Annotated in this window: 23 protein-coding genes and 1 tRNA gene; 7 read left to right on the top strand and 17 right to left on the bottom strand. The window is 57.2% G+C overall.

The genetic code is table 11. The annotated features are described in order from the left end of the window. Positions 1 to 84: 84 nt before the first annotated feature. From VN577_03175 to mdh, 3 genes are all read left to right on the top strand, one after another. Positions 85 to 2,994 carry a hypothetical protein gene (locus VN577_03175; GenBank protein HWR13801.1) on the top strand — a complete coding sequence of 970 codons (2,910 nt, stop codon included), beginning with the start codon at positions 85 to 87 and terminating at the stop codon, positions 2,992 to 2,994. A 191-nt stretch (positions 2,995 to 3,185) separates the two neighbouring features. After that, the gene (locus VN577_03170; GenBank protein HWR13800.1) at positions 3,186 to 4,607 is read left to right on the top strand and encodes an NADP-dependent isocitrate dehydrogenase; all 1,422 of its coding nucleotides are present in this window, start codon (positions 3,186 to 3,188) and stop codon (positions 4,605 to 4,607) included. Between the two features lie 178 nt (positions 4,608 to 4,785). After that, the gene (mdh, locus tag VN577_03165; protein ID HWR13799.1) at positions 4,786 to 5,712 is read left to right on the top strand and encodes a malate dehydrogenase; all 927 of its coding nucleotides are present in this window, start codon (positions 4,786 to 4,788) and stop codon (positions 5,710 to 5,712) included. A 66-nt stretch (positions 5,713 to 5,778) separates the two neighbouring features. Here mdh and VN577_03160 read toward each other — a convergent pair whose 3' ends face one another. The 9 genes from VN577_03160 to hoxE all read right to left on the bottom strand — a co-directional run bounded on the left by VN577_03160 (position 5,779) and on the right by hoxE (position 13,385). Then, entirely contained in the window at positions 5,779 to 6,306 is a 528-nt protein-coding gene (locus VN577_03160; GenBank protein HWR13798.1) for a peptidylprolyl isomerase, read from the bottom strand. A gap of 89 nt (positions 6,307 to 6,395) precedes the next feature. Next, positions 6,396 to 7,064, bottom strand: coding sequence for a peptidylprolyl isomerase (locus tag VN577_03155; protein ID HWR13797.1), 669 nt, complete (start codon positions 7,062 to 7,064; stop codon positions 6,396 to 6,398). A gap of 69 nt (positions 7,065 to 7,133) precedes the next feature. After that, positions 7,134 to 7,964 (bottom strand): methyltransferase domain-containing protein, encoded by an 831-nt coding sequence (locus VN577_03150; GenBank protein HWR13796.1) that lies wholly within the window; start codon positions 7,962 to 7,964, stop codon positions 7,134 to 7,136. A gap of 77 nt (positions 7,965 to 8,041) precedes the next feature. Continuing rightward, complete coding sequence (locus tag VN577_03145; protein ID HWR13795.1) at positions 8,042 to 8,509, bottom strand: hydrogenase maturation protease; 468 nt, start codon at positions 8,507 to 8,509, stop codon at positions 8,042 to 8,044. Positions 8,510 to 8,512: 3 nt separating this feature from the next. Further along, positions 8,513 to 9,928, bottom strand: a complete 1,416-nt coding sequence (locus VN577_03140) for a Ni/Fe hydrogenase subunit alpha (protein HWR13794.1) — start codon at positions 9,926 to 9,928, stop codon at positions 8,513 to 8,515. 11 nt (positions 9,929 to 9,939) lie between these two features. Next, a complete protein-coding gene (locus tag VN577_03135; protein ID HWR13793.1) occupies positions 9,940 to 10,473 on the bottom strand; it encodes a hypothetical protein in 534 nt (177 codons plus the stop codon). Then, a complete protein-coding gene (gene hoxU / locus VN577_03130) occupies positions 10,470 to 11,192 on the bottom strand; it encodes a bidirectional hydrogenase complex protein HoxU (protein ID HWR13792.1) in 723 nt (240 codons plus the stop codon). Before hoxU ends, VN577_03135 begins: the two co-directional genes overlap by 4 nt. Further along, a complete protein-coding gene (locus VN577_03125; GenBank protein ID HWR13791.1) occupies positions 11,189 to 12,889 on the bottom strand; it encodes a NuoF family protein in 1,701 nt (566 codons plus the stop codon). Before VN577_03125 ends, hoxU begins: the two co-directional genes overlap by 4 nt. Beyond that, the gene (gene hoxE / locus VN577_03120) at positions 12,879 to 13,385 is read right to left on the bottom strand and encodes a bidirectional hydrogenase complex protein HoxE (protein ID HWR13790.1); all 507 of its coding nucleotides are present in this window, start codon (positions 13,383 to 13,385) and stop codon (positions 12,879 to 12,881) included. Before hoxE ends, VN577_03125 begins: the two co-directional genes overlap by 11 nt. A gap of 319 nt (positions 13,386 to 13,704) precedes the next feature. Here hoxE and VN577_03115 point away from each other — a divergent pair, with 319 nt between their 5' ends. Continuing rightward, the gene (locus VN577_03115) at positions 13,705 to 14,574 is read left to right on the top strand and encodes a hypothetical protein (GenBank protein ID HWR13789.1); all 870 of its coding nucleotides are present in this window, start codon (positions 13,705 to 13,707) and stop codon (positions 14,572 to 14,574) included. Between the two features lie 106 nt (positions 14,575 to 14,680). Beyond that, a complete protein-coding gene (locus VN577_03110) occupies positions 14,681 to 15,034 on the top strand; it encodes a DUF962 domain-containing protein (GenBank protein HWR13788.1) in 354 nt (117 codons plus the stop codon). Here VN577_03110 and VN577_03105 read toward each other — a convergent pair. From VN577_03105 to VN577_03095, 3 genes are read right to left on the bottom strand one after another with little or no spacing between them, the layout of a single operon-like run. Next, positions 15,031 to 16,152 carry an agmatine deiminase family protein gene (locus VN577_03105; protein HWR13787.1) on the bottom strand — a complete coding sequence of 374 codons (1,122 nt, stop codon included), beginning with the start codon at positions 16,150 to 16,152 and terminating at the stop codon, positions 15,031 to 15,033. The two genes, VN577_03110 and VN577_03105, sit on opposite strands and share 4 nt — an antisense overlap. Positions 16,153 to 16,160: 8 nt before the next feature. After that, on the bottom strand, positions 16,161 to 17,063 hold the full coding sequence (locus tag VN577_03100; protein ID HWR13786.1) for a carbon-nitrogen hydrolase: 903 nt from the start codon (positions 17,061 to 17,063) through the stop codon (positions 16,161 to 16,163). Positions 17,064 to 17,113: 50 nt separating this feature from the next. After that, the gene (locus VN577_03095) at positions 17,114 to 17,833 is read right to left on the bottom strand and encodes a hypothetical protein (GenBank protein ID HWR13785.1); all 720 of its coding nucleotides are present in this window, start codon (positions 17,831 to 17,833) and stop codon (positions 17,114 to 17,116) included. A 138-nt stretch (positions 17,834 to 17,971) separates the two neighbouring features. Between VN577_03095 and VN577_03090 the strand changes: the two genes are divergently transcribed. Continuing rightward, on the top strand, positions 17,972 to 19,039 hold the full coding sequence (locus tag VN577_03090) for a deoxyhypusine synthase family protein (protein HWR13784.1): 1,068 nt from the start codon (positions 17,972 to 17,974) through the stop codon (positions 19,037 to 19,039). Between the two features lie 50 nt (positions 19,040 to 19,089). On the opposite strand, the gene VN577_03085 is transcribed toward VN577_03090, so the two are convergent. The 3 genes from VN577_03085 to VN577_03075 all read right to left on the bottom strand — a co-directional run bounded on the left by VN577_03085 (position 19,090) and on the right by VN577_03075 (position 22,923). Further along, positions 19,090 to 20,451: an L-serine ammonia-lyase gene (locus tag VN577_03085; protein HWR13783.1), complete on the bottom strand. Its 1,362-nt coding sequence runs from the start codon at positions 20,449 to 20,451 to the stop codon at positions 19,090 to 19,092. Between the two features lie 50 nt (positions 20,452 to 20,501). Continuing rightward, the gene (locus VN577_03080; protein ID HWR13782.1) at positions 20,502 to 21,650 is read right to left on the bottom strand and encodes a tetratricopeptide repeat protein; all 1,149 of its coding nucleotides are present in this window, start codon (positions 21,648 to 21,650) and stop codon (positions 20,502 to 20,504) included. An 82-nt stretch (positions 21,651 to 21,732) separates the two neighbouring features. Then, positions 21,733 to 22,923 carry a hypothetical protein gene (locus VN577_03075; GenBank protein ID HWR13781.1) on the bottom strand — a complete coding sequence of 397 codons (1,191 nt, stop codon included), beginning with the start codon at positions 22,921 to 22,923 and terminating at the stop codon, positions 21,733 to 21,735. 143 nt (positions 22,924 to 23,066) lie between these two features. Between VN577_03075 and VN577_03070 the strand changes: the two genes are divergently transcribed. Continuing rightward, positions 23,067 to 23,141, top strand: a tRNA-Gly gene (locus tag VN577_03070). A gap of 548 nt (positions 23,142 to 23,689) precedes the next feature. On the opposite strand, the gene VN577_03065 is transcribed toward VN577_03070, so the two are convergent. Both VN577_03065 and VN577_03060 read right to left on the bottom strand, forming a co-directional pair. Next, complete coding sequence (locus tag VN577_03065; GenBank protein HWR13780.1) at positions 23,690 to 24,355, bottom strand: hypothetical protein; 666 nt, start codon at positions 24,353 to 24,355, stop codon at positions 23,690 to 23,692. Between the two features lie 355 nt (positions 24,356 to 24,710). Beyond that, positions 24,711 to 26,036, bottom strand: coding sequence for a glucoamylase family protein (locus VN577_03060; GenBank protein ID HWR13779.1), 1,326 nt, complete (start codon positions 26,034 to 26,036; stop codon positions 24,711 to 24,713). Between the last annotated feature and the right edge of the window lie 53 nt (positions 26,037 to 26,089).

Genomic DNA, 26,089 nt, shown 5'->3' with positions numbered 1-26,089 from the left:
ATCAGCAAACTTTTGATACTAGCACGGCGGCATGCCTCACCCACGTATTCAGTTGCGGAGCGATTCGCTATATCCTGAGTCCGCTTGCCGAAACCAAGCCCAGAGCGGAGCAAACCACCGGTTGACCTTGATCAGGCGCTAAAAGCCGCCAAAGTCTTCGACTTGGACCGGGCACGGCAGACCTTTGGGCGGATCGCCTCACGAGTGCATCCCGCAATCTCGGATACGGTCCTGTCGTTGCTTCACGAGCTTCCCGATCCCGATGGCGCGCTCACCCTGTTCGACCGGCTCGTAGAGAATGCCGGCCCCGAAGTCCTGCGTCTTTTCGAGAAGCGCCAAAGCCTGACCCACTACGCCCTGACGGTTTTTGGATTCTCCCAGTACCTCGGCGAAACTCTGCTTCTGAATACCGATCTTCTGCAAGGATTGCCGCGCGAAGAAGTGCTTGACCGGTCCCATTCGCCCGAGGAGTTCAAAGAAGCCTTCGCCCGTTTTCGTTCGCGCTCTTTCGATACCGATCTCGCCCAACTGCTTGCCCGGTTCAAGCGGCGGGAATATGTGCGCATTATGCTGCGCGATGTACTTGGCCTCGCGGCGCTCGCCGAGACAACGGCCGAAATCTCCTCGCTATCAGACGTGCTCATCGATGAAGCGACTCGCGAATGCGAAGCGGCCATGAAGTCCAGATTCGGTCCGCCACAGCACCTCGATCGAAACGGCAAAATCGTCGAGACGCCTTTCACCGTTCTGGCCCTCGGCAAACTTGGAGGCAGTGAGCTGAATTACAGCTCCGATGTCGATCTGTTGTTCCTTTATGCCGAAGGAGAAGCCCCCGAAGATGCCACGATATCCAACCGCGAGTACTTCATCCGCCTTTCGCAGGCGATCACGGATGTGCTGTCGCGCGTCACGAAGGAAGGGGTGGTGTTTCGCATTGATCTGCGTCTCCGCCCACAGGGACACGAGGGCGAACCCGCCGTGTCGCTTTCGCGTGCCCTTCAGTACTACTTCGATATTGCGCATGACTGGGAACGCCAGGCGCTGATCAAGGTCCGCCACTGTGCAGGAGACCTCGCGCTGGCTCGGCAGTTCATCCGCAAAGTCCAGGAGTACGTCTACAAGCCGGACATAAATTTCAGCGCTATCGAAACTGCTCTTGAGACGCGCGACCGGATTCACAGCCGCAGGAATTACGGACTTGGCCGTGAGAAGGGAATCGACGTCAAACTCGATCGGGGTGGCATTCGTGATATCGAGTTCCTGGTTCAGTGCCTGCAACGCGTGTACGGGGGAAAGGAACGCTGGCTCCGATCGGGGGGTACCCTATTCTCACTGCAGAAACTGCACGATAAGCAGCACATCACCGGCCACGACTTTCATCAACTGACCACGTCATACGAATTCCTTCGTCGTGTGGAACATCTTCTCCAACTGCGTCGCGGACAGCAAACCCATCGGGTCCCGCCTGACGGAGACGAGCTACAGATACTTCAGCGGTCCATGGAATCGGAGGATATTGTCGCCCAGATTTCCGACCACATGGCGGCAGTCTCGGAGATATACGAACGCGTCGTGCATCATCAGCAGCAGACGACCGAAGAGCAGGCGCAAGAGGAATTCGCGCTGCGGACGCTCGATCTCAGTTTCGGCCGAGTTCAGTCCGACCACCAGGTGCTGCAACGGCTTGCGACTGACAACGAAAAATTGCACGCAATAGCTTCGCAGCAACTCGCAGCGCATACCCGGCGAAATCTGTTCCGGTTTCTCAGTAGCTCGCTTACCAGCGCCGAGCGGTTTCATGCTGTTGCCAATGCGGCTGACTGCGTGGAAAGCGCACTGGAACTGTTTGAGCGCAGCGAGTTTCTCACCGATCTGCTGGTGCGCCATCCAGAGGATGTCACCATTCTGCGCCGTCTTCAGATGGCTTCTGACAACAACCAGTCAAAGCTGTTTGTTGGAGCGCCAACCGCTCCCCAAAGCAGTTCTGCACCTGACTACCTCGCGGGTCCCGGGATCCCATCGGCCGACAAGATCGCATTTGTTCGTCGAAATTACCGGCAGGCATTACTGCTGTCTGGCGCGCAGGACATTCTGCAAGACCGGTCCGTATTTGACGCCCTCCGCGAGAACACTCAAGCGGCAGATGCCGCGATACGGAGTGCCGTAACCATCGCCAACGCACGTGCGAAAATCGCCGTTGTCGCCTTGGGACGTCTCGGCACATTGGAGTTCGACTGCCTGTCAGACGCCGATCTGATCTTCATTCGTCGAGACGATATCGACCCCGAAGATGCTCGTAAGGCCGCCGAAGATGTTGTCCAGGTTCTGTCGGTTTACACCAGTGATGGCGCGTTGATGCCAGTTGATTTGCGTCTTCGACCGCACGGAGGGGAAGGCGAACTGACGTTCACGTCGGATCAACTTGCGTCGTACTTCGCGCAGGAAGCGCAGCCGTGGGAGGCGCTGACGTACACCAAGTTCCGGTTCGTTGCGGGAGATGCCGATGCCGCAATGAGCAGCGCCCTCGCTGTGCCAGGTCTGTTTCGCCGTTTTGCCGCCTCTGCCAGTTTTGCGGAAGACGTCCGGAGCATGAGGGCCAGGCTGGAGGCGAGCGATGACGGACAGAACCTACGGACGGCGCCGGGTGGTTTCTACGACGTAGATTTCCTGATCTCCTTTCTTTCCATCAAGCACAGCGTGAAACTGCCGGAAGGGAACACGCTCGCACGCCTGCAACAACTCGAACGAATGGGCGCGCTCCCGGGCAGCGATGCGCAGCGCCTTTCTCGAGCAGCCGAATTCTACCGAACGGTTGAGCATGTGACGCGGCTGGTAACAGGGAGGAACTTGAAGTCGCTTCCCCCATCCGATTTCGCCCGTGATTCAGTCATACACCTCGTGATGCGCAGGCTGAAGATCACGGATGAATTGGACTCCCTGCTCGCCTTAACCAGAACGGAAGTCAGGGCCCTATTCGACCGGCTGGTGGTCTGAAAGCGCCGCCTTATAGCCAGAACAAAAGCCACGGGTCTATCATGGTTGCTATAGGGATTGCTCGTTGCAGACCTGCTGTGAGTCCCGCCTCTGGGTGCCACTTCTCCTTGTGATGTGCGTCACGCGGATGTGTGAACACCGGCGGCTATAATTCCATAAAACTTCCAACGAGCACTAATTCAGGAGGCTGAATGCCTGCGTCTTACAACGGAATCGCCGTGCCCGCTAACGGCACAAAGATCACTTATCAAAACGGCTCTTATAACGTTCCGGATAATCCGATCATCCCCTTCATCGAAGGCGACGGAACCGGGCGCGACATCTGGAAAGCGTCGGTACGGGTTTTTGATGCCGCAGTGGAGAAGGCATATGGCGGCAAGCGCAAAATCGCGTGGTTCGAAGTCTTCGCCGGTGAGAAGGCGAAGCAAAAGTTCGACAATTGGCTTCCTGACGACACCGTCGAAGCCTTCAAGGAATTTCGCGTTGGAATCAAAGGCCCCCTCACCACGCCGGTCGGCGGCGGAATTCGTTCCCTGAACGTTGCCTTGCGCCAGATCATGGACCTCTATGCGTGTGTCCGTCCGGTCAAGTGGTACGGTGCGCCCTCGCCCGTGAAGCGCCCCGACAAGCTCAACATCGTCATTTTCCGCGAGAACACCGAAGACGTTTATGCCGGAATCGAGTGGAAGGAGGGAACGCCAGAAGCAGCCAAGCTGATTGACTTCCTGAATAACACCATGTTGGCCGGCACCAAGAAGCGCATCCGTCAAGACTCCGGCGTCGGCATCAAGCCCATCTCGGTCACCGGAACCAAGCGCCTGGTTCGCAAAGCGATTCTCTTTGCGCTTGAGAACAAGCTGAAGTCCGTCACCCTGGTTCACAAAGGGAACATCCAGAAATTCACGGAAGGGGCATTCCGCGAGTGGGGATACGAACTCGCCACGGCAGAATTCCGCGATCAGGTAGTTACCGAGCGCGAAAGCTGGATTCTCGACAATAAAGACAAGAACCCCAACCTCACCGTCGCCGAGAATGCCAACCTGGTTGAACCCGGCATGGAATACGCTCCTGCCGAATTCCGGGCCTCCGTTGAAGCCGAAGTAAAGAGTGTGCTCGACAAACTCTATGCGACGCACGGCAACGGCCAGTGGAAATCGAAGCTGATGATCAACGACCGCATCGCCGACTCGATCTTCCAGCAGGTGGTTACGCGTCCGGAGGAGTACAGCGTGCTGGCGACTCCGAACCTGAACGGCGACTACATTTCCGACGCCTGCGCGGCACAGGTTGGCGGACTGGGTATCGCGCCAGGCGCGAATATCGGCGATGGCTACGCTGTTTTTGAAGCCACCCACGGTACGGCGCCGAAGTACGCCGACCTCGATGTCATCAATCCGGGTTCGGTCATGCTTTCCGGCGTGATGATGCTCGACTTCCTCGGCTGGAAAGAAGCCGCGAAGCTGGTTGAGCAGGGAATCATCAAGGCCATCGAAAACACGAAGGTGACCTACGACTTCCATCGCATGATGGAGGGCGCGACCAAGGTAAAGACCAGCGAATTCGGCGACTACGTGATCAAGTACATGGACGCGAGCATCGCTGCTGTTCGCTAACGGATCCTTGCGGGGGTGGTTGCGGCTTGTGGATTTAGTCTGACCACAAGCCGCGCCTCTCGCAGTAGATCGATTGAGATCGTGTCGCTTTTGCGTGTCACGATATAATAATGAGTTCTCTTCCAGCCGGCACGACCCTCGTTAGCCGGACAGCTATACATCGAAAGGAATGCGTGTCATGCGGAAAAAGGTGACTGTTGTCGGCTCCGGTAATGTAGGCGCAACCGGCGCACACTGGATTGCCAGCAAGGAACTAGCCGACGTTGTACTGATTGACATCCTGGAAGGCGTGCCACAGGGCAAGGCGCTCGATTTGCTCGAAGCCATGCCGATCGAAAAACGCGATTGCCACGTGATTGGCACCAACGATTACGCCGATACGGCAAACTCCGACATCGTTGTGATTACCGCCGGAATCCCGCGTAAACCCGGCATGAGCCGCGACGACCTGCTCAACACCAACCACAGGATCATGTCGGACGTCGTGGCCAAGGTGATGAAGTACTCGCCAAATTGCATCCTGATCATTGTGTCGAACCCGCTCGACGCAATGGCGCAGGCAGCCTACAAACTGAGCGGTCTGCCGCGCGAGCGCGTCATCGGCATGGCCGGTGTGCTCGATTCCGCCCGCTTCCGCACGTTTATCGCGGAGGAATTGAAAGTCAGCGTGGAGAACGTGACCGCTTTCGTGCTCGGCGGACACGGCGACACCATGGTTCCTCTGGCCCGTTACTCGACCGTTGCCGGAATCCCCATCACGGAGCTGATCGAACCGAAGCGGCTGGAGTCGCTCATTCAGCGCACCCGCGACGGCGGCGCCGAAATCGTGAAGTACCTTAAGACGGGCAGCGCGTATTACGCGCCCTCTTCGGCGTTCACCGAGATGGTGGAAGCCATCCTGAAGGACAAGAAGAAGATCCTGCCTTGCGCGGTGTATCTCCAGGGCGAGTACGGAATCGACGGCCTCTTCGTCGGCGTTCCGGTGAAGCTCGGAGCCAAGGGCGTGGAGCAGATCATCGAGATCAAGCTCACTGCCGACGAGCAATCCCAACTGCAGCGCAGCGCCGGCGCAGTGAAGGAACTGGTTGCCGTTATCGGCGTGTAGTTACTGATTCTTACGTGACAAAGCCCGGCTTTTCGAGAGCCGGGCTTTTGTTTTGCTTAAGATTTCCTAAACGCGTTCGATCTTAATGGCCGTAATGGTCACGTCGCTATTCGGACGGTCCTGGCGGTTACGAGGAGCGTTCGAAATCTTGTCGGCCACGTCCTGACCTTCAATCACTTCACCGAAGATGGTGTGATTACCTGTCAGCCACGGCGTCGGGGCGACGGTGATGAAGAACTGCGAGCCGTTGGTGTTCGGACCTGAATTCGCCATCGCCAGCTTTCCGGCTTTGTCGAACTTGTGCGGAGAGCCTTTCGTCTCGTCTTCGAACTGGTAACCGGGGCCGCCAAATCCTGTGCCCATCGGATCGCCGCCCTGGATCATGAATTGCGGTATAACGCGGTGGAAGATGGTTCCGTTATAAAGCGGGTCCGAAGATTTCTTCTTCGTCGCGGGATGCGTCCATTCGCGTTTTCCTTCCGCCAGATCGACGAAGTTCTTCACGGTTTTGGGGGCTTCCTGTTCGAAAAGCCGGCAAACGATCTGGCCTTGATTGGTGTCGAAGGTGGCGTAAAGTCCGGGGGTGCGTGCCATAAGTGTCCTTTCAGGTTGAGTCAAGCATACGCGGCCCAAGTTGCTGGGCCGCAGTTATTTACGAGAGATATCTAAAGTGTAGCTGAACGTTATTTCTTGGCCGGCGTCGCAGGCTTTGCGGGCGTGGCCGGCTTTTGTGCGGCCTTCGCCGACGCTTCCGTCTCGCCGGGTTTCAGGATAGTGATGTGATTGATCTTGATGTTCCGGAACGGCTTGTCGTTCGGGTCGCGAGGCGTACGGGCGATGGCCGAAATCACCGACATAGGTCCGCACTGGCCGAAGATCGTGTGTCGGCGATTCAGGTGAGGCGTCGCCACTTCGGTGATGAAGAACTGTGACCCGTTCGTATTTGGGCCGGAGTTCGCCATCGCCAGGCGGCCGGGACGATCGAAACGGAGGTCGCTGAACTCGTCTTTGAAGCTGTAACCGGGATCTCCTGCGCCATTACCTAGCGGGTCGCCGGCCTGGATCATGAAGCCGGGGATCACACGGTGGAAGATAGTGCCGTCATAAAGAGGCGTGTTTTTCTTCTTGGCCTTCGACGCCGGATTGATCCATTCTTTCGTGCCCGTGGCCAGGCCGACGAAGTTCTCCACGGTCATGGGAGCCTTGTCGGGGAACAGTTCGCAGGTAATTTTGCCGGAAGTAGTGTCTATGATTGCGCGAAGCGTTTGGGGTGCAGCTTTTGCGGGTGCTGCCTGAGCAAACGCACCAAGGCTCAAGGCGAAGATGCAGGCAAGAACAAAGAGTTTACGCATGTGTGCTCCTGTGAAACGGAAGAAGTATAAATCAGGCGCGTCAGGTTTTCCGAAATCGCAAGTAGGGCGTTAACTCCAGTTTCTATTGAACCTGACCCTGTCCTCTTCACGTACGAGCCATGGCTGAAGGTCCGGTGACTTCTGGATTCCGCCGAAGAACTTGTTTCCCTGGTGGCGGATTGGCGGGAAAACGTTCAGCATTCGCTGGCTGAAGTGGAGTAACCGGATGAAGTTTCGTGCGCCGATGAGGTTGGTGATCTTCCCGATGCGAGTCCCTTTGCGATAGCCCAGTTCGCGCTCATTCACGTAGAAGTCCCAATATCCCGAGCCGTAGCAGAAGAGCCTGTGTTCCGGCATGGCGGATGCCGCAGTCTTTTGCAGTTCCGGAAGATTCCATCGGTAGAGGTAATTCGGGATGCAGGTGTCTCGCACGCCGCCGCGGATATACTCGTTCGCCATCACGGCTGCGACTTCATAAGGAAAACTGAAACCTGACCGGACCAGCGTGCGCATAAAGAGGGAATCATTCGGTTCGACGAACATGACGTTTTTGCGAGCGACACGCAACATTTCGCCCACCGCCTTGTGCGGTGACCGGCAGTGATGGAGAACGGCGTGCGCGAAAACTACGTCGTAGGAGTTGTCGGGAAGAGCGATGTTTTCGGCGTCGAGATCGGCGCCCGATTCGGCCAGGTTCGAAATCACGAAGTTGGTCAGCCCGAGAGCGGTGAGCATCTGGATATCGTCCTCACCACCGCCCACGACCAGGATCGAATCGGAACGCTGGATCCCCGCACGTTGGACGTAATTGCGAAGCACGCGCAAAAGCTGGCGCTTGTCCTTGCTGGAGGACGAGGGCGGGGCAAGGCTGGTTTCAGTTTCGAGCTGGTTTACCGGCACCCACGGATGGATTCAAAAGTGTGCTGCCGGAGTTGCACGTCACCTGAGGGAACTCCGAGATCCGGTTCGAGGAGGTATCAGGCGTTGCTTCTCAGGCAACGCGCGATTTCTTTCTCGATGACTTCTGTAGCAAGTCGCACGGCTGCGCGCACTTCTGGCGTCAACGTCATGCCGATATCGAAGGAAGCTGCTCCGATCGCCACGGCCTTTGCCGGTGGAGCCTGTCCGAAGAGTTCGGACGCGGTAGCAAGCAGGGCAGAGGGCTTCATGCTGTGGGTGAATCCGGCCGGCGAGAACTGGTCCGGCTTGACGGAGCTAATGCGGACGTCCCCGGGTTTGAGTTCCACGGAGGCGTCCACAAAGATGACTTCGCGCGTATCGGCTACGGCTTCTGCCAGTTCCGGATTGAGCTGGTGGCACGCGACCACCTGCACCTTCGACTGTGGATCGCATATCTTCTTCGCGATCTCTTCGGCGATGACCGGACCAACGCCATCATCGCCGCGGAGCGGATTGCCGTAACCGATTACGAGCACGTCTGCCATGGATTACCTGTTGACCTCGTTGATTAGTTCGCCGTCGGAGCTGAATACCTGAACATTAAGCATCATGCGCCCATCGGCATGCGTAGAGCAACTTAAACATGGATCGAAAGCACGAATCACAGCTTCCACGCGGTTGAGCGCTCCTTCGGGGACAACACGCCCTTTGATGAAGTGCTTGGCAACCTGCGTGAGGCCGCGATTCATGGCCAGATTGTTGTGTGATGTGGCGATGATGAGGTTCGCGGTCTGGATAAGGCCATTCGGGTTGATCTTGTAGTGATGGATCAACGTGCCACGGGGCGCTTCGGCGACACCAACACCTTCGTATTCGTTGGGGCCGGCGTAGGCGCGAACGTGATCGGAGAGAATGCCTTCGGAGTTCAACAGCCACTCGATACGCTCAATCGAGAACAGGATTTCGATGAGACGCGCGTAGTGGTAATAGAACGACGAGAGCACGAATCGGCGCTCGAGTTCGCGGAATTCGGCGAGTTCCTGGTCGGCGAGCGGCGTGCCGCAATGGCGCGCCATGTTCAGGCGGGCCAGCGGTCCAACCCGATACATGCCTTGTGGATATCCGAGCGGCTTGTAAAACGGAGACTTCAGGTATGAGTTCGGCTCGACGGCCTCGCCGATGTACTCCTGGTAGTCGCGAGCCTCGAAGTTGTTCACGATCTCGCCGTCGGCATCGACGATGCGGATCCAGCCTTTGTAGAAGGCAAGACCGCCGTCGTCTTTTGCGAGAGCAAGAAAGTGTGAAGGGAAGTTGGCGAAGACGCGGATCTCCTCCCGGAAGTTCTCGAGCTGCCGCTTAAACCAGGTGAGGGTTCGTTGCGCGATCTCCAGAGCTTCTGGAACCATCTTTAGGATGGCGTCGCGGTCTTCGGCCTTCAGCGGATTGCTGACGCCGCCGGGGACGATCCACGCGGGGTGGATACGCTTCCCGCCGAGAATACGGATGATCTCCTGTCCGAACTTGCGCAACTGGACGCCGTCGCGCGCGAGTTGCGGCGAGTGCGCAGCGACGCCGAAGAGGTTCCGGTGCGCTGGATCGGAGTCCATGCCGAGCAGGAAGTCGGGCGAGCAGAGATAGAAGAAACTCAGCGCGTGCGACTGGATGATCTGCGCCAGATGCATGATGCGGCGCAGGCGTTCAGCGGTTTCAGGGATGCGGACCGCAAGCAGAGCGTCGCAGGCTTTGGCCGAAGCGATGAGATGCGACACGGGACAAATGCCGCAGATGCGGGCCATGAGGGCTGGCATTTCGTAGAACGGGCGGCCCTGGCACAGCTTTTCGAATCCGCGGAACTGGGTGACGTGAAGTTGGGCGTCCTGCACCATGCCGCTCTTGTCGAGATGGATGCTGACGCGTGAGTGCCCTTCGATTCGGGTGATCGGGTCAATGGTGATGGTTGGCATCGGCTCCTCCGCTATGCGCCAAACCGGCATTGGCCGGCGAGTTCGGGTGTACGTCCTTCCAGCAGCTCTGAGACGACAAAGTGAATCAGGTCGGCACTGGGTGGACATCCGGGAACGAATACGTCAACTTTCACGAACTCGTGTAGCGGGCGAGCACGCGGCAGGAGCCGCGGCACGTTCTCCACTGGCACCTGTCGATTGACGTCGGCATTCTCTTCGTAGCCTCGGCGCAGTACGCAATCCAGGTCGAACGGATTGCGCATGGAGGGAACGTTGGCGGTGACAGCGCAGTCCCCGAGGGAGACGAGCACTTTTGTCCTGGATCGGACGTGATACAGCTTCTCAAGGTCCTCTTCGCTGGAGACGGAGCCTTCAATGATGGCGACATCTACTTCCAGCGGAAATTCCTTTAGATCAACAAGAGGTGAATAAACGAGGTCCATCCGATCGGCGAGATCGAGCAGGCGTTCGTCCATATCGAGGAACGACATGTGACAGCCGGAGCAGCCGTCCATCCACACGGTGGCGACACGGGCCTTGGTCATTGGCGTTCCTCCCGCATGAGAGTGAGATAGGGAAGGAATTGTCCTCGCTTGGTCATTTCTCCGGCCGATCTGCCTTTCTCGACAAGTGCCCCGGTGGGACACACGTGTACGCATTTGCCGCAACCAGTGCAGCTTTCCGATTCGCCCCAAGGCTGTTTCAGGTCGCTGACAACCCGGGTGTCAACGCCGCGTCCGTACAGATCCCAGGTATGCGCTCCTTCAATTTCGTCGCAGACGCGAACACAGCGAGTGCAGAGAATGCAGCGATTGTGGTCGGCTACGAAGCGACGGTTGGAGGCATCCACTTCCAGCTTCGGGTGCAGGTAGGGAACCGAGATGTGAGTGAGTCCAAGCTGTTCGGCCAGCCATTGCAGTTCGCAGTGGCCGTTCGACACACATACCGAGCAGATGTGATTTCGCTCAGAGAAAAGCATTTCCAGAATTGCCTTGCGATAGTGCTGGAGGCGCGGGGAGTTGGTGGTCACCTCCATGCCTTCCTGCACACGGGTGACGCAAGCCGGAAGCAACTTGTTGCTGCCCTTGATCTCGACCAGGCAGAGACGGCACGCTCCGATGTCCTGGAGTCCGTCAATGTGGCAGAGCGTCGGGATGAAAATGTTGTTCTCCTGCGCGACATCGAGGATGGTTTCGTCGGAGCGCGCGCCGCAATCGTGCCCGTCAATCTTGAGTGTGGTGATCTGGGCGGTGTTGGGCTTCATGCGGTCACCTCCGCCGGTTTGCCTTTGGGCTTATCGTCTTTGCCCGGGCGTGCCAGTCCTTCGCAGACGCCTGCGGTACATCGCTTGTGGTGTATATGGTCTATGTATTCCTTCCGGAAGTATTTGAGGGTGGTGGCAACCGGGTTCGGCGCGCTTTGGCCGAGTCCGCACAGCGAGGTGTTACGCACCACATCGCAGAGCCGTTCCAGCAGAGCGAGATCTTCCGGTGTCGCCTCTCCTGCCGTAATCCGACTCAGCAGGTTATGCATGTGGACCGTGCCCACACGACACGGAATACATTTGCCGCAAGACTCGGTGCAGCAGAAGTCCATGAAGTACTTCGCTACATCGGGCATGCAGGAGGTCTCGTCCATGACGATCAGTCCTCCCGATCCCATGATGGACCCCACGCTGGCGAGTGACTCGTAGTCGACCGGCATATCGAGATACTCTTCGGGGATACAGCCCCCCGAGGGGCCTCCAGTTTGCGCCGCTTTGAATCTGCGGTTATCCGGAATGCCTCCGCCGAGTTGATAAATCACATGCCGAAGCGGCATGCCCATGGGAATCTCAATCAAGCCGGTATTGGCGACTCGTCCCGCAAGAGCGAAGACCTTTGTGCCTTTGCTCTTTTCGGTGCCGATGGCGGCGTACCACGCGCCTCCGTTGCGGATGATGGGCGCAACGTTGGCGAATGTCTCCACGTTGTTGATGAGCGTGGGAGCATTCCACAGGCCTTCCTGTGCCGGATAAGGCGGCCGGGGACGAGGATTTCCACGCTTGCCTTCGACCGATGCAATCAGCGCGGTCTCTTCGCCGCAGACGAATGCTCCTGCTCCGAGACGAAGCTCGATCTTGAAACTGAAGGTTGTATCGGCTATGTTGGCGCCGAGCAGCCCCATCGTTTCTGCCTGCTTGATGGCGATCTTCAGCCGCTTGATCGCCAACGGATATTCGGCGCGAACGTAAATGAATCCACGATTCGCTCCTACGGCGTATGCAGCGATGGCCATGCCCTCGAGCACCCGTTGCGGGTCGCTCTCGAGAACGCTACGGTCCATGAAGGCCCCGGGATCGCCTTCGTCCCCGTTGCAGATGACGTACTTCGCTCCGTTATGCGGAGACGCCTTCGCAACCGTCGACCATTTCAACCCTGTCGGGTATCCAGCTCCACCTCGACCGCGAAGTCCGCTCTTGGTGATCTGCTCAATCACTTCCAGAGGCCGCATCTCTGTCAACGCGGTAAGCAGGGCTTCGTAGCCGCCAGCGCAGATGTAGTCTTCAATTCTTTCGGGATCGATCTTGCCGGAGTTTTCGAGAACGATCTTCTTCTGCTCTTTGAAGAAGGGAAGCTCAGGCGAGAGCGACAGCCTCTCGACGGGTTCGCTCTCCAGAGAAGCAACGATCTCCTTCGTATCGGTGTTCTCATCCGCCGGGCGAACGTTCTGGTATAGCCGTCCGTTGGACTCGTCCGAAACCAGCGGGCCGGCGGCGCATAGGCCCATACAGCCGACACCCTTCACCTTGCAGCAATCTTCCTTGCCGTGGGCCTTGATCTCGGCTTCGAGCGAAGCTTTCACCTGATCGCTTCGTTGAGAGAGACACGCCGCTGCAGTGCACACATGAATTTCGTGTTTCACCTGCGTCTGCTTCTCGCGCTCCGTCTCGGCCAGTTCGCGAAGTTCATCAAGCGTCATTTCGCATCCACCCTTCTACCCGCTTGGAAATCTGTTCGGGTGTGACTTTGCCCGCGACCTCGCCGTCAAACACAACGGCTGGCGCCAAGCCGCACGAGCCTACGCAGCGCGCCGTCAGCAGCGAGACCTGCTTGTTATCCGAAGTTTCTCCGGGTGTGATTTTCGCTTTTGCGGTAACGGCGTTTATGAGTGCTGTAGAACCCTTGATGTAGCAGGCCGTGCCGGTACACACGACGCACGTGTGTTTGCCTTGTGGCTTCAGGGTAAAAAAGTGATAGAAGGTCGCGACGCCATACACCTTGCTGTAGGGAAGTCGCAGGTTTCGTGCGACCCACCGCAGGGCAACGTCGTCGAGATACCCAAAACATTCCTGAACTGTATGTAGAACTTCTATGAGTGCGTGGGATTGGTGGCCGTGACGGCGCATTGTTCCTTCCACGATGCGCCAACGTTTGTCCTCATTGGGTGGCGGGACTGCACCAGGTTTCAGCTGCATTCGTCCTCCACAAAGTGTGTGCGCCTGTTGTCCTCCACAAGACGAAAAGCGCCACGTACAGTGTGCAATGCGGGGGGCCCTGAATGTCGTGTTGCTGGTCACGCTTCGTCGTGAGTTGCGGCGAGAAGTGATGTTACGTTTCGTGCCACCCCAGAGACCCGGATCACCAATTCTGGCCAGAGCGGCTTAACGCTAAAGTGAGCAACTCTCGAATACTTGACAACTTCATGGGGTTCGACCCCATCCCATTGCAGACGCCACTTCGTGAATTTCGAGATGAACTCAAGACTGCGCAGCAGTCTAGCGGGAGGAACACAGCATGAAAGCACTGGGGATGACGGCGGCGTTGCTGCTCTGCCTTGGAGTAGCATCCGCCCAAACTACAGGCACCACTGGGTCGACAACAGGCACGACGAGCGATCCCTCGATGACACAAAGCCAGCCGGCTACAACCACACCGGGTACTTCGACCAGCACGACCGGAACGGCCACGGATCAGACCGGTACTACCAGCACCACCACGGGCACGACTTCCACGGGCACGATGGACCAGACTGGCACCGGAAGCGCAACGTCCACCACGGATCAGTCCGGCGCGGCGGCAACAACTCCGTCCACCACGGATCAGTCAGGAACGGCCAATACGACTGGCGCAACTATCGGTACCACTGGAACGACTTCAGGCTCCGCAACTTCTACCACCAATGATGCGGCAGGAACGGGCACCACGACTTCTCCTGGCGTCAGCAGCCAGACAGATACGACTGGCGTAGGTACCACCAGCACTCAGAGCGGCGCAGCAGCGGGTACCACCACGGGCGGCACCACTGGTGCGGCGACGACCAATGATCAGACCGGCAGCACCGCTGGATCGACCACGAATCAGAGCGGCGCAGCGGCAGGCTCGGTAGGCAGCGGTACGTCCGCTACCGACACGACCGGCACCGCCGGCAGCACTTCGACGGACATGAACCAGACCGGTACGGCTGGCTCGACCTCGACCGACACGACTCCGCGTTCGAACGCAACCGACCCGAACGCCTCCGGAACCGCGGCTGACCAGAGCGCAGGTTCCAACTCTTCCGAGAGCGGCGCACTTCCGCAGACCGGATCTGAACTGCCCCTGCTTGGGTTGCTCGGACTCGGCACGGTAGGCGTTGGCGTTTGGAGAGCTTATTACAAGAAGTAAGACTTCCTTGTGCAGCCAAGGCCGGGACTTCGGTTCCGGCCTTTTCATTTGCCATCACTTGCCAAAACGGTCGATTCGGCGCAGAGTAATCGTCAACGTGGGGCATATGAGCAAGACTGAATTCCGCGACTACGACGACTTCTTCGCCTTTTACCTGCGCGCGCACAGCCACCCGGGAAATCGCACCCTGCACTGCTGCGGGACTTTATTAGGGCTCGCGGTGGCGGTGTGGGCGTTCGCAAGCGGCCATCCCTGGTACGCGCTACTGTGGCCGGTGATCGGTTACGGCTTCGCGTGGTTCGGACACTTTGTCGTTGAAGGAAACAGACCCGCAACGTTCGGCCATCCGTGGTGGTCGTTCATCAGCGACTTTCGCATGGTGTACCTGATCTTCACAGGCCAACTCGGCAAGTGGATGGCGAAAGCCGATGCCGCTCAGACGCACGCGCGTTCGGCTTAGATCGCCGGTTGCTGCTGGGTCATACAGTGGATCGTGCCGAGTCCCCACACCAGATCGCGGCAGTAGATTCCAACCACGTCGCGCTTCGGGAACAGATCGGCGAGGATATTAAGCGCGACCCGATCCTTCGGATCGTTGAACACCGGCACCAGCACAACTCCATTCGCGATGTAGAAGTTCGCATACGAGGCAGGGAGGCGCTGTCCGCGGAAGATGACCGGATCTGGCATGGGTAGCTCGAGGATCTGGAAGCGGCGTCCGTTCTGGTCGGTCATCTTTTTCAGCCGCTTCATGTTTTCAGCAAGGATCTGGTGATTCGGATCGCTCGTGTTCGGTTCGACAACGGTGAGGATCGTGTCTTTCGCAACGAACCGGGTGATGTCATCGACGTGCCCGTGCGTGTCGTCACCGACGATGCCACTTTCCAGCCAGAGAATCTTCTCCAGCCCAAGGAAATCGCACAGCGCCTGTTCAACCTGCTCGCGAGTGAGGCCGGGATTGCGCTGCTGAATTGGCGAGAGCAGGCACTCTTCGGTTGTGAGCAATACGCCATTGCCGTTCGTGTCGATCGATCCACCCTCAAGCACGAAGTGACGAGGCTTGCTTCCGTTCGGTAGTTCAGCGTTAATCGCGTCGAGCTTGAGGACCTTCGCCATCCGAAGCGGAACCTGGTTGTCGTGCTTCCAGTCGTCGTACTTGGCCCAGGCGTTGAAGCGGAAATTGACCGGACGAATGAGTTCGCGATCTTCAATGTCGCCGGAATCTCTTGCACCCGGCTTGGTGACGAAGATGGCCCCGGAATCACGCGTCCAGATGCGGTCTGTGGGCCAACGATGAAAGCGCACGCCGCGCCCTTGATCGGTCAACGTGATCTTGTTGGGCTCAATCAGCCCTTCCGCACGTTTCAATACGCTGCGTGCCTGTTTCTCTTCGGCCTCGTTCTGGACGATGAGCTCAACGCGTTCGTTGCGCGCGAGATACCGCACGATCTCGGCGATCACCCACGGGATCGGCTGAAACTTACCTGGCCAGTCGGACTTGTTGTGCGGCCACGCGAGCCACGTGGCGGCGTGCGGCGCCCATTCGGCGGGCATGCGGAATTGTGGGTTCTTTGCCAAGTTGTTCTTTAGTCCAGGAAGCGGTGCGTAATCTGCGAGTACGAGTCAATCCGGCGATCGCGAAGGAAGGGCCAGTTGCGGCGGATCTCCTCCATGAGCTTCGTGTTCACTTCGCCAATCAGGATTTCTTCCTTATCGTGCGAAGCTTGGGCGATCACGCGTCCGAAGGGGTCGCTGATGAAGGATCCACCCCAGAAGTCGAGGCCTGCGCCTTTGACTTCGTTGCCGCGAACGTTGCCAGTTTCATGCCCGACGCGATTCACCACGCCGACAAACACTCCGTTCGCGATCGAGTGTGCGCGCTGGATCGTGCGCCACGCATCGTACTGGGCGTCGCCCCACTCGGCCTTCTCCGCCGGATGCCAACCGATCGCCGTCGGGTAGAAGATGATGTTCGCGCCCTTGAGCGCCGTCAGACGTGCGCCTTCCGGATACCACTGGTCCCAGCAGACGAGCGTGCCGATCTTGCCCGGTGCGGTGTTAAACGCCTGGTACCCGAGATCACCGGGCGTGAAGTAGAACTTCTCGTAATAGAGAGGATCGTCGGGAATATGCATCTTGCGATACATGCCCTTCATCGATCCGTCGGAATCGAAGATGGCGGCGGTGTTGTGATAGACACCAGGCGCACGCTTCTCGAACAACGAAGCGATGAGCGCGATCTTATTCTGCTTGGCAACTTCCGCCAGTTTCTGCGTGGTCGGTCCGGGGATCGGTTCGGCAAGGTCGAAGAGCGCATGGTCCTCGCGCTGGCAGAAGTACTGCGTCATGAACAACTCGGGCAGGCACACGACTTGCGCGCCTTTTCCGGCAGCCTCGCGGGTCATCTCGATGGCATGGGCGAGGTTCTGCTCGGGCTCAGGGCCGCACTTCATCTGGACTAATCCGACAGTGAAACGCTCACTCGCCAAGACACACGCCTCCAACGCAACATTCGAACTTCCTACAATATAACAGCGCTCTATTTCAGGTTTGGCTCGCGCTGCATGTAAGTGGTGTCCACTGTGTAATCCGGGGGGATTTCGAACAAAGAGTACTCGGGTTCGCCGGGGACGACATTCTTTACTTCGGTAACCGAAGATCCCATCGAATCGCGTTGCTTTTGCAGGACGACGATCTTCAGATCCGGAGAGTACCAGCGTTCCACCACAATCTTCATCTCGTGCTCATTGCCCATTCTGCCGACGGGAATAGTGCGCGTAATTTTCGACTTGCGAGTGAAGATGCCGTCAATCCAAGCGTCACCCAGGTCCTCAATCACGATGTCAGACGACCCCGCGGCGTACGGGGAGAAACCTCGTGTTATGTCGAATCGCATGACGTGCTTCGCCGCGATTCTGCGAACTGGATCTAGAATGATGCGCTCGTTGACTGCAGGGTTCTGTATTACGTCGGGACGAAATTCAGGGGCATTCGGTTCATCGAACATCTGCGATGTTCGACCCCGAGAATCTCGGCAAATCCGGACAGAATATGTTTTCGTTATGCGATTGCCGTCGGGGAGTGATTGGTCGCGGGTCGACGTTAAGCTGGCACACACCGGTGCATTCAGCACGACATCGTTTGACCCAAAGCCGTCGGAACCGTCAAGTCCTTGCTGGATTGCTAATCCGAGGACAATCTGGGCCGACATCACTCCAAGTAATAAGGTCGAATGCAAAACGTGGTGCCGCAAGAGCATTGGGAGCTCCTTTGAGGCTGTGGATTATAGCCTAGTTTGTCGTTGCAGCCGTTCTTTCCGTGTTGACATTGACGGTCGCCCTCTCGGCATTTACTTTGATGGATTGGACATCATCATCTGATTCATTCTGAGGAGCCCATGCACGATAAGCATCAACAGGAAGGCGCGGGTATCGACCGCAAGCTGCACGATCCGGTTTCCGACAAACTGATTCCCCTGGCGCCGCTCGATCTCTCAAAGATCAAGAGTGTGAATGACCTCGTCACCGCAATGGGGAATACCGCATTTGGAGCACGCGAAATCGGCAATGGCGCTGACGTGCTCGAAGCGATGGCTCGCGATAAAGACTGCTTTGTCGTCATGACCCTTTCCGGCGCAATGACGGTCGCAAAGCAGGGACTGGTGATCGCCGACCTGATCGACGCCGGCATCGTCAAGGCATTAGTTTCCACCGGCGCGCTGATGGCGCATGGCCTCGTGGAAGCAGCGGGGAAGTCGCACTTCCGCTACGACCCGAAGATGGACGACGTCGAGCTATACGAAGCGGGGTACAACCGTGTCTACGACACCCTTGAACCGGAGACGAACCTGAACTTCGTGGAAGGCATCGTTGCCCAGATCTTCGAAAAGTGGGACGCCAAGGAGACGATGTGCTCGTGGAAGGTGAACCGCGAGATCGGGAAGTATTTGAGCGAGAACGTGAAGGACCGCGGCATCTTGAAGTCCGCCTATGAAAAGGGCGTTCCGGTATTCGTTCCCGCGTTCTCAGATTCCGAACTTGGACTGGACTTTGCCCTCCACAACCGCAAACGTGCAAAAGAGGGACGCCAGCTAATTTCCTTTGATCCTTTCTATGATCTCAATCATTTTGCCGAGACACTCCTCGCACAAAAGCGCCTAGGCATCTTCACAATTGGTGGCGGTGTGCCTCGCAACTGGTCGCAGCAGTTCGGACCATACTGCGAACTGCGCGTGCGCCGTGGCGGCGAAGACGTGGAACTGAAGCGGTATCACTATGGACTGCGGATTTGTCCGGAGCCGGTGAACTGGGGCGGGTTGTCAGGATCTCCATACAGGGAAGCGGTCTCGTGGGGCAAGTTCGTGCCGGAAGAAGAAGGCGGCAGATTCGCCGAAGTTCTTCTCGATGCCACGGTGGGACTGCCGTTGATTGTTGGCGCTGCTCTGGAGAGACTGAAGAAGAAGTAGCTTCAAGGCTTGGAATAAAAGGCCGCCATGTGCGGCCTTATTTCTTTGTCTCAGCACTCGATGACGTTCAGGGCCAATCCCGCCAACGAGGTTTCTTTGTAGCGCGACTGCATATCCAGCCCGGTCTGATACATCGTCTTGATCACCTGGTCGAGCGACACCTTGTGATCGCCGGTCTCCTGCATCGACATGCGGGCAGCGTTGATGGCTTTTACCGAACCCATCGCGTTCCGCTCGATACAGGGAATCTGTACCAGGCCGCCGATCGGGTCACAGGTCATGCCGAGGTTGTGTTCCATTCCGATCTCAGCCGCATATTCCACCTGAAGATTAGTGCCGCCTTCGGCTGCGACAAGTCCTCCTGCGGCCATGGAACATGCAACGCCGACCTCGCCCTGGCATCCCACCTCGGCGCCGGAAATGGATGCATTCTCCTTGTAGAGAATCCCGATCGCCCCGGCCGTCAGCAGGTAGCGGAGAATGCCTTCGAAGTTCGCACCCGAAACGAATCGACGATAGTAATGACCGACCGCCGGAATAATTCCGGCAGCGCCGTTGGTGGGAGCGGTCACAACGCGTCCACCGGCCGCGTTCTCTTCGTTCACGGCCATCGCAAAGGCGTTGACCCAATCGATGGGAGCGAGAGGATCAGTGCTATTGCGAGCCGCGAGCTTACGGGCGAGCGCAGGGGCACGGCGCCGCACCTTCAGTCCTCCCGGCAGAATGCCTTCCGTCTGTAAGCCGCGCTGGACGCAAGCTTCCATCGTGTGCCACACCCGTTCAAGGTAAGAACGGATTTCGGCTTCCGTGTGCCAAGCCTTCTCGTTCGCTAGTGCGATCTGCCATACCGCGAGGCCCGTGGAATTTCCGATCTCAAGCAGATCGCTTGCGCTGCGGAACGGGTACGGTACAGGCGCTCTCTCTCCGGCAGATTCCGGTTCACCTTCGCGCTGAATGAATCCGCCACCGATCGAATAGTACGTCTGCGTGTCCAGCACTTGGCCGTGTGATCCGAACGCGGTGAAGCGGACCGTGTTCGAGTGGCCGGGCATCGTTTCTTTCTTTAAGAAGACGATGTCACCGCTTTCGTTGAACGGTATGCGTTTCTTGCCGAGGAGGTTTAGGGACTCGGTTTCATGCACCAACTGGACCTTGCTATCGATTGTCGCGGGATCTACCAGGTCGGGAACTTCGCCAATCAGCCCAAGAATTACCGCTCGATCAGTAGCGTGTCCTTTTCCGGTCAGTGCCAGTGAGCCGTAGAGCTCCACTGAGATGCGCTCGACTTGGTGGAGCTTACCGCTCTCATCGACTCGCGCTGCGAAGTCACGTGCCGCGCGCATCGGTCCAACGGTGTGAGAACTGGAGGGTCCAATACCGATCTTAAAAATTTCGAAGATGCTGGTTTTCAATTCGTAATCCAAAAGAAAGGGCTGCCTTCATTGTAAGACAGCCCTCGGGATTACTTGGCTTGGGCTGGCGTAGCCGCAGATGAATGTTGCTCGGCGAGATATTGCTTGATTTTGGGAGCCTCAGCACTGTCGGGAACCATTCGGAGATAGTTCTTAAAATGCGGCACCGCATTTGCGTGGTCACCTTTGGTCTGGAGAATGATGCCAGCCAGGAACTCGGTGCGTGGAAAACGCCTTTCTCGGTCTAGTTCAACTGCTCGGAGCGCCGACTGTTCGGCTTCCGCAAGTTTGCCAGTACTCAAGAATGCCGCGCCGCGCAAGTAGTGCAGCATTGGGAAACTGACCGGATCAAGACCGATGGCTGTCTCGGTGACCTGCAAGACGGCCGGCCAATCAGGCTTGGCGGCATGAAGCGACGCTAGCTTTACGTAGGGTAAGACGTACTTGCTGTCGGCAGCGATGGCAGATTCGTAACACTTGCGTGCTTCGTCGTTCTTACCCAGACGTTCGAGGATCATGCCGCGAAGGTCCCAGGCCGCGGCGTATTGGGGATAGATTTCCACGGCTCTAGCACTTTGCTTGTCCGCCTCTTCGAGTTTCTTCTTTTCGAAGGCTTCCCGTGACTTTTCAAAAGCCTTCTTCGCATCGCCCGGCGCGCTTAAGCTGGTGGAGCTAACGGTCTCGCCTGTGCCCTGATTGACTTTCTTCAGGGTGATAACGCCAAGGTCGCCGAACATGCTGCTGTCGCGTCCAGCCAACGAAACCGACGATGAAACGTAGCCCGGAAGGTAAGCCCGAAGTTCGCAATTCCAAAGTTCACGGGCCGCAGCACCGGTGGATTGCTCTGTTGCGCGGCCTGGGCCACTTTCCGAAGCTTCCTGAAATTCCATGCGATTCTGGCCGATTTGGAAGTTGAAATGGCCCTTGCTGTCGGTGTAGGTTTCGCGAACGATCTTGTCTCCGCAGACGCGCTGGATGGCGATGCGCTCGGGCAGTGGACTGCCGCCCTGGTCCAGGACAACCCTTCCCGTCAACTGAACGACGCGACTCGACGGCATGGTCGGCATTTCTCTCGCCACGGACGAGGCCGGCGCGTTCGGGTCATTATTCGGATTAGATCCTCGTGACTGGGAGTGCATGAGTTGATGGCAGGGCAGGGCGATAAGTAGCACCAGTAAGGCGCGCTGCTGGAAGCGCATGGGACACCTCCGGACTGTTTTGGGACCCTAATCTTACGTGCAAAGCAGCACGTCTGGAAACCAAATAACGCCTTGGTGCCGGCTAGTGCTTGGGAACCTCCGGGGGAGTGACGGCAGCGTTCTGTTGCACCAGATATTTCCTGATGTCCGGGGCCTCGGCTGAATTCGGCGCCATCTTTAGGAAGTTTTGGAAGTGGGGTACCGCTTTCGCATGCTCGCCTTTGGTTTGGAGCACGATGCCGGCGAGGAGTTCGGTGCGAGGATAGCGATGATCTTTGTCGAGGCTTACGGCTTTCAGTGCGCCGCGCTCGGCTTCGTTGATATTGCCGGTATTCAAGTTCGCTGCGGCCTGCAGGTAGTAGGCGAACGGATAGCCACCGGGATCGAGTCGCACTGCTTCATCGGTCAGCTTCAGGACTTGAGGCCAGTCGTTCTTGAAAGCCAGCAGAGTCGCGAGGCGCAGGTAGGGTAGTACGAACTTCTTGTCGGCGTCGATGGCAGACTGGTAATCGCGGGCGGCGTCATCGCGCCGATTCAGCTTTTCCATGGCACGGCCTCGTAAGTCGAGGGCGGCGGCGTACTTAGGGTAGATCTCGATGGCTTTAGTGGTCTGTTTCTCGACGTCCTGCAACTTGTTCTTGTCGTAGGCTTCGCGCGCCTTCTGGTAAGCCTTGCGGGCGTTGTCAGGCGCCTGGAGGCTGATGACGCTGATGCTGTCGCCTTCGCCGGTGCTGGTCTTGTGAAGGACGAAGGTGCCAACATCGCCTATGTCGGTGAGTTGGCGTCCTGCGAGGGAGATAACGTTGGAGATGTAGCCCGGCAGAACGGCGCGCAATTCGCAGTTCCACAGTTGTGCGGTCGTGACGCGTGTGAAAGAGCTGCTGGGGCGAATGGGAACGTTCTCGGAGGCGTCCGGAAGAATGCCCATGTTATCACCGAACATGAAGCTGAAGCCTCCCTTGGAATCGGTGTAGGCTTCGCGACGGACCTGGGTGCCACAGGTGCGCTGGATGGCAACAGGTTCGGGAATGGGGCCGCCTTGTTCCATGACCACGTTGCCGCTGATGTAAATGGGGCGATTGATCTCGCTGCCAGGGAGTGGTGGTATCTGGCGAGGCGTGCGACTGCCAGAACTTGGAGTCCCGACGCTGCCACCGGTGGATCCTCCAGTTGAGCCGCCTCCTTTACCGCCGGAACTTCCGCCGGTCTGGGCTTGCGCAAAAGTGACTGACAAAGAGAGAAGGAGTAGGAGAGGAGCTTTCTGGTAGCGCATTGAATCCCCCACGCTGGGCGCCGTCGTCTAGCGGTTATAGCATGGTACCGCCTTTTTAGACGGAGTGGGCATCCCCCGGGGTGTCTCTGGGACGAGTTAGCAAAATGTTTACATTTGACGATTGCGCTATACTTGGAGCGCAAGCGGGAGTAGTTCAGCGGTAGAACGTCGGCTTCCCAAGCCGGATGTCGCGGGTTCGATCCCCGTCTCCCGCTCCAAGTTCAAAAAGGCGCTCATAGGAGCGCCTTTTTTTGTGAGTCCTTCCTTTTTAGTTCCGAAAAATCACCGCGTCAGCCCTCGCTGTGATCGACTGGGGACTTAAAAAATCCGCAGCGGCCTTTAAGAATCAACAACTTACGTGGGTACTTTCGCGTAAAGTCTTGAGCGCGTAGGCGCAGCGGGTAATGTATTTATTCTTCATCAACTTACAAGCAATATCTAAAGTATCCAGCCCTTCAAGAGCCGACCGCACGTGGGGCGTCTTTCGATGGAAAAAACGAAGAGATGAAATCGTTTCTCCACCTACATTTTCAGGATAGCAATTTGGCTGGGGGTAACATGCCAGCATTTTGGAATTTATATTTGCCGTTAAATCAGGAACTTAGGCGAAAAGGAAGGCGTTGACCCCCTTGACATCACTTTTTTCAAAACGGGAAAACGGTCCCGTAAGACAACTGAGAGTGCCAAATGGGAGTTTGCGGAAGTCCCACATCTGCCAATGACAGGCAGATGTGGGTCGCCAACAGTTGCCAGTATGACATCAACGTCAGGCGGCTGTGCGCGTGGCTTTGGGCTTCCGCAGTTTCTCAGGTTTCCAGAACTCGTCCGGGATGCTCTGGATGTATTCCTTCGTGATCTCGGCCAGTTTCTTCTTTAGTTCGGCATTCATACCGATCAGCAAGTCGGCTTGAGCATTCAATTTACTGACAACGGAATCGAATTTGGCGTGCTCTTTCTTCACGCGCACGAATAAGACTTGGATGGTGCCGTACTCAGCGTCGAAGCGCGCTGATGCCATGCGCATGTGTACCTGATTGCCTTCAACTTTGACAGTCGAGAATTGATACTCGGTGATCTGAAAACGCTGGCTCTTTGCGTTATAGAGGGTGATCCAGGGCGAGTCCTTGTCCATCTCCTGCAATTGAGTGAGCGCGGTCGAAATCAGGGTCCACGCCAATCCTGCAAATGCAGCAGTCAAGAATGGGATGATCGCTTTGTGTACCGCGACATCGATGTCTTTAAATTCCTGGCGTACAGTACCGCCCCCCTCAACCGTCCAGTTCAGGTTTTGCAAGACCTCCTTGTGCCGCTCGATCCATTGTTCCGGAGTCAGGATGCTTTTGTCGTAGCTCGCCACCCGCTGAGCAGCTAATAGTGAAAGGGCAACGCTCTCCCTTATTTCGGGCGTTGCTTCTGGCGGAAATTGGATCATTGACGAACCGTCAATTAGGGCATCTGGTAGATTTTCTATTTTCGGAATCTCCGCTCCCTTCGGAATTTCAAACCTCAAAGGAGCGGGGCCTACATCAAGACTTGCGATGTAACTTCTGGTCTTGTCGCTCGACATGGAATCCTCGATTCTGTAGGAAGGCTTTGCGTAACTCAGGACGGGCGTCCGTGCAAAGTTGGTTGATTAACAATCTGTCGACTACAGGAGAAAGCTGCGAGGGCTCAACCTAGGGTTAACCTTCAGGATTATTGGCCCGAACTCGGGTACTGCCAAGTAGATTTTATGAAGGGACGGAGAACCTGTCCCAAAACGGTACGCCTCGTATTTGTCAGCAAGGCTAGCTGAATCCTACGGCTTTCATGGCGCTTTGTACTTCTGGCGCTGAGCTGAATACTTGCCACACGAATCCTGAGCGCTGGTTTTCGGCCATGAGCATCGAGATGCCTTGATCGATGCCGATGACATCGGGGTTGAACCAATTCGTCAACGGGTTAAAGGCATCCACGAAGCCATATCGCTTCCAGGCCAGCTGGCCGTAAGTGCTTCGTATGTTTCGGAGGACCGCGATGCAATCGCCGAACAAAAATGGCAACGAACCAGCAGATGCACCGGGAACGATGGTGCCGTCGATCGGGCCCTTCGCTGGAGGGCCGCCCCATGCGGTGTAGCCGTTCATTGAGTCTGAAGACGTAATGCCCCACAGATTCTCGGAGTAGCTCGCAAACTGGTTTCTAAGCGAGAGGCAGAAGAGCTTGTGTGCTTTCGTGGCGTCGATTGAATTCTGGAAGTAGTTGGCAAATTTGTCGCGCTTGCTTCGGAAGTCGAACCATGCATGCGAGAACTGGTGCACGAACAGGGGCGAGTCGCCATAGATATAGTTCAACCCCTGATACGAAATGGGCGGACGGGTCCAAGCCTCCCAGGTGCTGGGTGATAGTGGATGGGTAGGGGAGGCGATGCCGAGCAGGTAGATCATCATCAATTCGCAATAATGATCCCAACGCGCAGTCAGGAATCCGCTCTCGGGCTTCCAGCCCATGGAGAGGGTTGTGCCTCCGTTCAGGAACCAGGGCCAATCCATGCGCTCGTAGATGGCGTTTGCCGCCGCAGTGATCTGCGCGTCCTTGTAATGCTCGCGCGCGAACAGCACTCCGCAGAGCAGGATGGAAGTATCGATGGTGGAGATTTCCACGTCGCTGGAAAACCGTGCGCCCGTATCAAGATTCACGAAGTGGTAGAAGAAGCCGTGCTCGTGCGGCATCTGATTGGCGAGGAAGTCGAGTGTCGTAAGCACTCGGGCTTTGATCTGCGCTGAATTCCCATATCCGCGCTTGTCCCCGATGCACAATGCAGTCAAACCGAATCCAGTGGAAGCGATGCTGCTGAACTTGCGGGTATCACCACCGACGGCGAGTGCGCGATCACGAACTTGACCCGTGGTTGGGCTAGCTTCAGTCCAGAAAAAATCGAATGCTGTCCGCTCGATCTCATCCATTAACTGGTCGTCGGATCCGGTGTATCCGGGATTGGGCGCGGGAACCTGCGTCGGTTTGTTTCCTCCTCCGCACGAGAGGGCGAGGATTCCCATGTTGAATATCGGATAGGCGAGTGCAGCTTTCGCGGCGTTCGTGATCCACTGCCGGCGTGTTTGCTTACGTTCCATTCCGGTATGTCCAATTGTAAAAAGGCGGTGGGGATCACCCACCGCCAATCGAA

This window comes from Terriglobales bacterium, from assembly GCA_035561515.1.
Classification (GTDB): domain Bacteria; phylum Acidobacteriota; class Terriglobia; order Terriglobales; family Acidobacteriaceae; genus DATMXP01.
Note: the sequence above shows the minus strand (reverse complement) of the source record. Positions and strands in the feature narration are given on the sequence as shown.

What these genes read in the sequence shown, in the direction of transcription:
- VN577_03170 (HWR13800.1), top strand. Translation starts at nt 3,186, where the DNA reads ATGCCTGCGTCTTACAACGGAATCGCCGTGCCCGCTAACGGCACAAAG.
- mdh (HWR13799.1), top strand. Translation starts at nt 4,786, where the DNA reads ATGCGGAAAAAGGTGACTGTTGTCGGCTCCGGTAATGTAGGCGCAACC.
- VN577_03160 (HWR13798.1), bottom strand. Translation starts at nt 6,306, where the DNA reads ATGGCACGCACCCCCGGACTTTACGCCACCTTCGACACCAATCAAGGC.
- VN577_03155 (HWR13797.1), bottom strand. Translation starts at nt 7,064, where the DNA reads ATGCGTAAACTCTTTGTTCTTGCCTGCATCTTCGCCTTGAGCCTTGGT.
- VN577_03145 (HWR13795.1), bottom strand. Translation starts at nt 8,509, where the DNA reads ATGGCAGACGTGCTCGTAATCGGTTACGGCAATCCGCTCCGCGGCGAT.
- VN577_03140 (HWR13794.1), bottom strand. Translation starts at nt 9,928, where the DNA reads ATGCCAACCATCACCATTGACCCGATCACCCGAATCGAAGGGCACTCA.
- VN577_03135 (HWR13793.1), bottom strand. Translation starts at nt 10,473, where the DNA reads ATGACCAAGGCCCGTGTCGCCACCGTGTGGATGGACGGCTGCTCCGGC.
- hoxU (HWR13792.1), bottom strand. Translation starts at nt 11,192, where the DNA reads ATGAAGCCCAACACCGCCCAGATCACCACACTCAAGATTGACGGGCAC.
- VN577_03125 (HWR13791.1), bottom strand. Translation starts at nt 12,889, where the DNA reads ATGACGCTTGATGAACTTCGCGAACTGGCCGAGACGGAGCGCGAGAAG.
- hoxE (HWR13790.1), bottom strand. Translation starts at nt 13,385, where the DNA reads ATGCAGCTGAAACCTGGTGCAGTCCCGCCACCCAATGAGGACAAACGT.
- VN577_03115 (HWR13789.1), top strand. Translation starts at nt 13,705, where the DNA reads ATGAAAGCACTGGGGATGACGGCGGCGTTGCTGCTCTGCCTTGGAGTA.
- VN577_03110 (HWR13788.1), top strand. Translation starts at nt 14,681, where the DNA reads ATGAGCAAGACTGAATTCCGCGACTACGACGACTTCTTCGCCTTTTAC.
- VN577_03095 (HWR13785.1), bottom strand. Translation starts at nt 17,833, where the DNA reads ATGCTCTTGCGGCACCACGTTTTGCATTCGACCTTATTACTTGGAGTG.
- VN577_03090 (HWR13784.1), top strand. Translation starts at nt 17,972, where the DNA reads ATGCACGATAAGCATCAACAGGAAGGCGCGGGTATCGACCGCAAGCTG.
- VN577_03080 (HWR13782.1), bottom strand. Translation starts at nt 21,650, where the DNA reads ATGCGCTTCCAGCAGCGCGCCTTACTGGTGCTACTTATCGCCCTGCCC.
- VN577_03075 (HWR13781.1), bottom strand. Translation starts at nt 22,923, where the DNA reads ATGCGCTACCAGAAAGCTCCTCTCCTACTCCTTCTCTCTTTGTCAGTC.
- VN577_03065 (HWR13780.1), bottom strand. Translation starts at nt 24,355, where the DNA reads ATGATCCAATTTCCGCCAGAAGCAACGCCCGAAATAAGGGAGAGCGTT.
- VN577_03060 (HWR13779.1), bottom strand. Translation starts at nt 26,036, where the DNA reads ATGGAACGTAAGCAAACACGCCGGCAGTGGATCACGAACGCCGCGAAA.